6 protein-coding genes are annotated in these 6,948 nt (G+C 66.3%); 5 read left to right on the plus strand and 1 reads right to left on the minus strand.

Annotated elements, in window-relative coordinates; translation table 11 throughout:
- Window positions 1-14 precede the first annotated feature (14 nt).
- Entirely contained in the window at window positions 15-2,633 is a 2,619-nt protein-coding gene (gene clpB / locus ACN0SE_RS13910) for an ATP-dependent chaperone ClpB (RefSeq protein WP_417525129.1), read from the minus strand.
- A gap of 308 nt (window positions 2,634-2,941) precedes the next feature.
- Here clpB and ACN0SE_RS13915 point away from each other — a divergent pair, with 308 nt between their 5' ends.
- The 5 genes from ACN0SE_RS13915 to ACN0SE_RS13935 all read left to right on the plus strand — a co-directional run bounded on the left by ACN0SE_RS13915 (window position 2,942) and on the right by ACN0SE_RS13935 (window position 6,702).
- Window positions 2,942-3,253 (plus strand): hypothetical protein, encoded by a 312-nt coding sequence (locus ACN0SE_RS13915; protein WP_417525130.1) that lies wholly within the window; start codon window positions 2,942-2,944, stop codon window positions 3,251-3,253.
- A gap of 185 nt (window positions 3,254-3,438) precedes the next feature.
- Window positions 3,439-4,143, plus strand: coding sequence for an orotidine-5'-phosphate decarboxylase (pyrF, locus tag ACN0SE_RS13920; RefSeq protein ID WP_417525131.1), 705 nt, complete (start codon window positions 3,439-3,441; stop codon window positions 4,141-4,143).
- Window positions 4,144-4,712: 569 nt separating this feature from the next.
- Entirely contained in the window at window positions 4,713-5,618 is a 906-nt protein-coding gene (gene msrP / locus ACN0SE_RS13925) for a protein-methionine-sulfoxide reductase catalytic subunit MsrP (protein ID WP_417525132.1), read from the plus strand.
- Window positions 5,618-6,232 (plus strand): protein-methionine-sulfoxide reductase heme-binding subunit MsrQ, encoded by a 615-nt coding sequence (gene msrQ, locus ACN0SE_RS13930; protein ID WP_417525133.1) that lies wholly within the window; start codon window positions 5,618-5,620, stop codon window positions 6,230-6,232. Before msrP ends, msrQ begins: the two co-directional genes overlap by 1 nt.
- A 26-nt stretch (window positions 6,233-6,258) precedes the next feature.
- Window positions 6,259-6,702: a DUF302 domain-containing protein gene (locus ACN0SE_RS13935; RefSeq protein WP_417525134.1), complete on the plus strand. Its 444-nt coding sequence runs from the start codon at window positions 6,259-6,261 to the stop codon at window positions 6,700-6,702.
- Window positions 6,703-6,948: the final 246 nt, after the last annotated feature.

Below are 6,948 nucleotides of genomic sequence, written 5' to 3' on the forward strand. Positions count from 1 at the left end.
CGCGTTTTCGACTATCAGTGGACCACGGCGTCGTCGGGCCTTGGCCGGTTGGTCGCGGCCACCCGGTCGCCGATGATCAGCCCGTCGGCCCCGGCGCTCACCGGCACCAGATCGCCGTCGGCGACGTCACCGGCCAGCAGCATCTCGGCCAGCGGATCCTGCAGCGCGCGCTGGATCACCCGCTTCAGCGGCCGGGCACCGAACACCGGGTCATAGCCTTCGTCAGCGAGCCACTTGCGCGCCGCATCGTCCAGCTCGAGCGCGATCTTGCGGGTCGCGAGCCGCTTGAGCAGGCGGGCCAGCTGGATGTCGACGATGCCGGCCATATCCTCGCGCTTGAGCCGGTCAAAGATGATCGTCTCGTCCAGACGGTTGAGGAACTCGGGGCGGAAATGCGCCCGCACCGCGTCCATCACGTCACGTTTGGCCTGCGACGAATCTCCGCCATCGGGCAATTGCGATAGCGCCTGAGACCCGAGGTTCGAGGTCAGAACGATCAGCGTCTGCTTGAAGTCGACCCGGCGGCCCTTGCCATCGGTCAGCACACCGTCGTCGAGCACCTGCAACAACACGTTGAAGACGTCCGGATGCGCCTTTTCGACCTCGTCGAAGAGCACGACCTGATAGGGCCGGCGCCGCACCGCTTCGGTCAGCACACCGCCTTCGTCATAGCCCACATAACCCGGAGGCGCGCCGATCAGACGGGCAACGGAGTGTTTCTCCATGAACTCGGACATGTCGATGCGCACCATCGCATTGTCGTCGTCGAACAGGAAATCCGCCACCGCCTTGGTCAGCTCGGTCTTGCCGACGCCGGTGGGTCCAAGGAACAGGAAGGAGCCCAGCGGCCGGTTTTCGTCATTGAGACCGGCGCGCGCCCGGCGCACCGCATTGGCCACCGCGGTCACCGCCTGGTTCTGGCCGACGACACGGGCATGCAGCTCTTCTTCCATGCGCAGCAGCTTGTCGCGCTCGCCCTCGAGCATCTTGCCGGCGGGAATGCCGGTCCAGCGCTCGACCACCGAGGCGATCTGATCCGGGCGCACGGCCTCTTCGACCATGACACCGTCCTGCTCCTGCTCTTCGGCCTCTGACAGCTGCTTTTCCAGCTGCGGGATGACGCCGTAGGACAGCTCGCCCGCCTTGGCCAGATCGCCATTGCGCTTGGCAATGTCGAGCTCGGCGCGGGCGCGGTCCAGCTGCTCCTTGAGGTCGCGGGCCGACGCTAGCTTGTCGCGCTCGGCCTGCCACTTGGCGGTCAGCTGTGCCGATTGGTCCTGCAGGTCGCCCAGTTCCTTTTCGAGCTTTTCCAGCCGGTCCCTGGAGGCCTGATCATCCTCGCGCCGCAGGGCCTCGACCTCGATCTGCTTCTGCAGGATGTCGCGGTCGAGCGCGTCGAGCTCTTCGGGCTTGCTGTCCACCGCCATGCGCAGGCGCGAGGCGGCCTCGTCCATCAGGTCGATCGCCTTGTCCGGCAGGAAGCGGTCGGTGATGTAGCGATGCGACAGCGTCGCCGCCGCCACCAGCGCCGAGTCCGAGATCCGCACACCGTGGTGCAGCTCGTACTTCTCCTTGATGCCGCGCAGGATCGAGATCGTGTCCTCTTCGGTCGGCTCCTCGACCAGCAGAGGCTGGAACCGGCGGGCCAGCGCCGCGTCCTTTTCGACGTGCTTGCGGTATTCATCCAGCGTGGTGGCGCCGATGCAGTGCAACTCGCCGCGGGCCAGCGCGGGTTTCAGCAGGTTCGAGGCATCCATCGCGCCATCGGCCTTGCCCGCACCCACGAGGGTGTGCATCTCGTCGATGAAGAGGATGATCTCGCCGGCGGCCGCGGTGACCTCGGCCAGCACGGCCTTGAGCCGTTCCTCGAACTCGCCCCGGTATTTCGCCCCGGCAATCAGCGCGCCCATGTCGAGCGACAGCAGCCGCTTGTTGCGCAGGCTTTCGGGCACGTCGCCGTTGACGATGCGCAGGGCCAGACCCTCGGCAATCGCGGTTTTACCGACGCCGGGTTCACCGATCAGCACCGGGTTGTTCTTGGTCCGGCGCGACAGCACCTGCATGGCGCGGCGAATTTCCTCGTCGCGGCCGATGATCGGGTCGATCTTGCCTTCACGGGCGCGCTCGGTCAGGTCGAGGCTGTATTTCTTCAGCGCCTCGTAGCCCTCTTCGGCGCTCGCGCTGTCGGCGGTGCGGCCCTTGCGGATGTCGTTGATCGCGGTGTTCAGCGCCTGGGCGTTGACCGCGCCGGCCTCGAGCGCCTTCTTGGCCTCGGAGCGCACCAGCGCCAGCGCCATCAGGATGCGCTCGACCGGGACAAAGCTGTCGCCGGCCTTCTTGGCGACCTTTTCGGCCTCGTCGAGCACCTTGCCGGTGGCGCTGTCCATGTAGATCTGGCCGGCGTCGCCGGTGACCTGCGGGATCTTGGACAGGGCCAGGTCGTTGGCCTGCACCACCCGCTCGGGCGCGCCGCCCGCGCGCTTGATCAGGTTGGCGGCAAGGCCTTCCTCGTCATCAAGCAGGGCTTTGAGAATGTGTTCAGGGGTCAACCGCTGGTGGCTTTCCCGCATTGCGATGGTCTGCGCGGCCTGAATGAACCCGCGAGACCGTTCCGTGAACTTCGACAAGTCCATGGCTGTCTCCTTCGTGTTAAGCGCCCGGTGGTGGCGATGCCCGGCATTGCGGCACATCCCGTTGTGGGCCTTCGCTATGCAAAATGGGCATGCCGACGGGCATTTCAAGACTGGTGTCGGGGGCTTGGTGGCTCGCGCCCCGGACCCCGCTCCGGGGCCTCTTTGACAGCGCTGGCCATGAGGTCCCGGATCAGGTCCGGGACAGCGGCACGCGGGGGCCCGGGCGGGTGCGGGGAACAAATTTGGCACGGAAGACGTTCATCTCGCAGGGGTACCACCCCGCGAGCAGACAGGATGGAGGCACCAAGATGCCGATCAAGACCCGTATTACCGACGCCCGTCACAACGCCGAAACCGGTTGTTTCGAGGCCTATGTCACCCTGATCGACGGCACCGAGAGCTACACCTACGAAGTGGAATGCCCGGCCCCCATCGACCGCGCCGCCGACGAGGTGCAGGCCGCCCTGATCGCCCGCGCCCGCCGTGAGCACCGCCCGGCGGAATGCACCCTGACCAAGCGCCGCGTGGCGCTGCCGATGCCCGACCGTCACGAGGATATCGCTCAGCGCATCCTTGCCGCGCGGCCGAATTACCTCGAACAGATCCTGACGCGGCATTGATGCGCGAGCGGCTTGCATTTCTCGGGACACCGCTGCGGCTGAGCGCGCAGGCGCGGGAGGCACGCGCGTTGATCACAGGTTTCGCACCCTTGCCTTACATTTGGTACCGCGCGCGGGCGCGCGAGGCTTGACCTCGGCGGCCCCCTCCGTCACCAAGGCGCGATTTTGCCCAACGGAGCCGCGCCATGACCCTTTCCCCTTCCGATGACCGCCTGATTGTTGCCCTTGACGTGCCCAATGCCGTTGCCGGGCTAGAACTGGCCGCGCAACTGGGCGATGCCGTCTCGTTCTACAAGATCGGGCTGGGCATGCTGACCGGCGGCGGGCTGGCGCTGGCCAACGAGCTCAAGTCCGAGCAGGGCAAGCGCATCTTCCTCGACATGAAGCTCTTCGACATCGGCGCCACCGTCGAAGCCGCTGTGCGCGGGTTGGCGCAGTTCGATCTGGATTTCCTGACCGTGCACGGTGATCCCCATGTGGTACGCGCCGCCAAGGAGGGCGCCGCCGGCAAGGAGATGAAGATCCTCGCGGTGACCATCCTGACCTCTCTCGATCGCGCCGACCTCGACGACGGCCTGATCGCGCCCGGCGACATCCACGACATCGTTGCCACCCGCGCGGCCCGGGCCTTTGAGGCCGGGGCCGACGGGGTCATCGCCTCGGCGCAGGAAGCGGCGATGATCCGCGGTCTGCCGGAGGCGCAGGGCCGGTTGATCGTGACGCCCGGCATTCGTCCGACGGGCTCTGCCGCCGGGGACCAGAAGCGGATCGTCACGCCGGGCCGGGCGATCGCCAATGGCGCGGACCATATCGTTGTCGGGCGCCCGGTCTGGCAGGCCGAGGACCCGCGCGCGGCCGCTCAGGCGATCGTGGCCGAACTGGCCGGGTGATTGTTCGGGGCGGCTGACTGGCTCCCCGGGCGCGGAACCAAGGCCGCAGGCCGCCGCGCCATCGCTGGGCCGCCCTATCGGCCCGGCGATTGGGTGACGTGAGTGTGTCGCACATTCCGAGCGCGCCAGTGGCTGGGATAAAGTGCGCCGAACTGAGGTCGGATCGCCGGCCCGCGGCCCAACAATGACGCGGCTTTCACGAGAGACCAGCCGACCTCTTGTTCTGAGCTTCAATGGCGCGGAACAAGGCCGCAGGCCGCCGCGCCATCGCCGGGCCGCCCCCCCGGCACGGCGATTGGGTGACCTCAGCACGTCGCTCGATCAAAGCGCGCCAGTGACGGGATAAAGTGCGCAGACCAGAGCGTGCATCGCCGCACCGCGGCCCGACGATGACGCAGCTCGGCGCCTGGAGCGCCACGTGCCCAAACCCGCAGCAACCCGCAAAAGTTACAATCCGGCCACGCAGAGTTGAGAAACCGTGGCTTTGTACAAACCCCTTTGGCCGCTACATCTAGGGCAACCGGGGTGCCCCTCACCGCATCCCTCGCGCGATCACGAAGGGAAGCACCATGGCATATCGCTGGAAGAACACGTTCACGGACAAGGACGTCACGCCGGAAACCGCCTATCTCAACCGGCGCCAGCTGATGGGCGGCGCGGCTGGTCTCGGGTTGGCGGCGATGGCCGGGCCGGCGATGGCGCAAGACGAGACGCTCGAGCCGAATTCCTGGGACGACATCACCAGCTACAACAACTTCTACGAATTCGGCACCGGCAAGGATGACCCGGCGCGCAACGCCCATGCGCTCACCACCGATCCCTGGACCGTCAAGATCGACGGGTTGGTCGACCGCCCCGGCGACTATGCCTTCGAAGACATCATGGCCCAGATGACCGTCGAAGAGCGCCTCTACCGCTTCCGCTGCGTCGAGGCCTGGTCAATGGTGGTGCCCTGGAACGGTTTCGAGCTGGCCGACCTGCTGGAACTCGCCGGCGTGCAGTCCGGCGCGAAATACGTGGCCTTCGAGACGCTCTATCGCCCTGAAGAGATGTGGGGCCAGAAATACCCCGTGCTCGAGTGGCCCTATGTCGAAGGCCTCCGCCTCGACGAGGCGATGCATCCGCTGACCATCATGGCGACCGGCATCTATGGCCGCGACATCCCCAATCAGAACGGCGCGCCGCTCCGGCTCGTGGTGCCGTGGAAGTACGGCTACAAGTCGATCAAGTCGGTGGTCCGCATCTCCCTGACCGAAGAAGAGCCACCCACCAGCTGGAACCGCGCCATCCCCGGCGAATACGGCTTCTACAGCAACGTCAATCCAGAGGTCGACCACCCGCGCTGGTCGCAGGCCAGCGAACGGCGGATCGGCGGCGGTCTCTTTGCCAAGAAGATCCCGACCCTGATGTTCAACGGCTATGAAGAAGAGGTCGCCCCTCTCTACGAAGGCATGGACCTGCGGAAGTTCTCCTGATGATCGACCGTCTGAACGCTGCGCTGCGGCGGGTGCCGCCCTGGCTCTTGTACCTGCTGCTGCCCCTGCCGGCGCTCTGGTTTCTCTACCAAGGCCTGACCGGCGGGTTGGGGGCCGAGCCGATCAAGGCGCTCGAACAGAAGCTGGGCGAATTTGCCCTGCAACTGCTGATCGTCGGTCTCGCGGTCACGCCCCTGCGCCGCTTTGCCGGGCTCAACCTGATCCGCTTTCGCCGTGCCATCGGGCTCATGGCCTTCTTCTATGTCGCGCTGCACCTGCTGACCTGGCTGGTGCTCGATGTTCAGGTGCTCTCGCAGATCTGGGCCGATATCGTGAAGCGCCCCTATATCACCGTCGGCATGGCGGGCTTTGCCCTGCTGCTGCCGTTGGCCGTGACCTCGAACAACTGGTCGGTGCGCCGTCTCGGCATCCGCTGGCGCAAGCTGCACAAGCTCACCTATCTGGCGGTGCTGCTGGGCGGGGTGCATTACCTGATGCTGGTCAAGGGCTGGCAATTGGAACCAATGATCTATCTCGGGGTTATCCTCGGCCTGCTCGCGCTTCGGATCGAGCCGCGCAGCCTGCGCCGGTTCCGCCGCACCGGCGCCGCCTGAACCACACCCATCATTTGGAGAGCCCCATGTTCCGTTCCCTGTTCCTCGCCCTGCCTCTGCTTGCCGCCACCACTGCGAGCGCCGAGACCGTCAAGGTCGCCACCGACAAGAGCGTGACCGAGGCCGCCGATGCGCTGGAGGTCGCGATCGAAGGGGCAGGGGCCAAGCTCTTCGTCCGCGTCGACCATGGCGCCGGGGCGAAATCGGTGGGCAAGGATATCGGGGCCTCCGAGCTTCTGATCTTCGGCAACCCCGAGGTCGGCACGCCGGCGATGCTCGAGGCCCGCGAGGCCGGGCTGGCGCTGCCGCTGAAGGTGCTGGTCTACGAAGACGCCGAAGGCAACACCTGGCTGGCCTATGAAGAACCCGCTGGTCGGTTGGCCGAAGCGGCCGGGGCCGACCTGCCGGCCGAGGTGACGGATCCGATGGCCGGCGCCCTGAGCAAGCTCACCGCGAAGGCGGCGGAATAGGGCGGGGGCTTCTTCTCTCAATCATTTAAGCGACCCGGGGTTTTCCTTAGACGACTCGGTATCGGCTCCCTTTCGGGGGCCGTTTTCGAGTCGGACGGGGCGATTCACCGGCGGCGGGGCGGGGATTCCGCCGGGAACTCTGCATAACTCTGTGGGTAAGCGTGTGGACGGGCGGTTCGAGTCGGAATTCGGATGTTTGAGTCGGGCGGGGGAGGGGCGGAAATGGGCGTGTCTGAAGAAACATGC

Source organism: Marinovum sp., from assembly GCF_048263515.1.
GTDB lineage: Bacteria > Pseudomonadota > Alphaproteobacteria > Rhodobacterales > Rhodobacteraceae > Marinovum.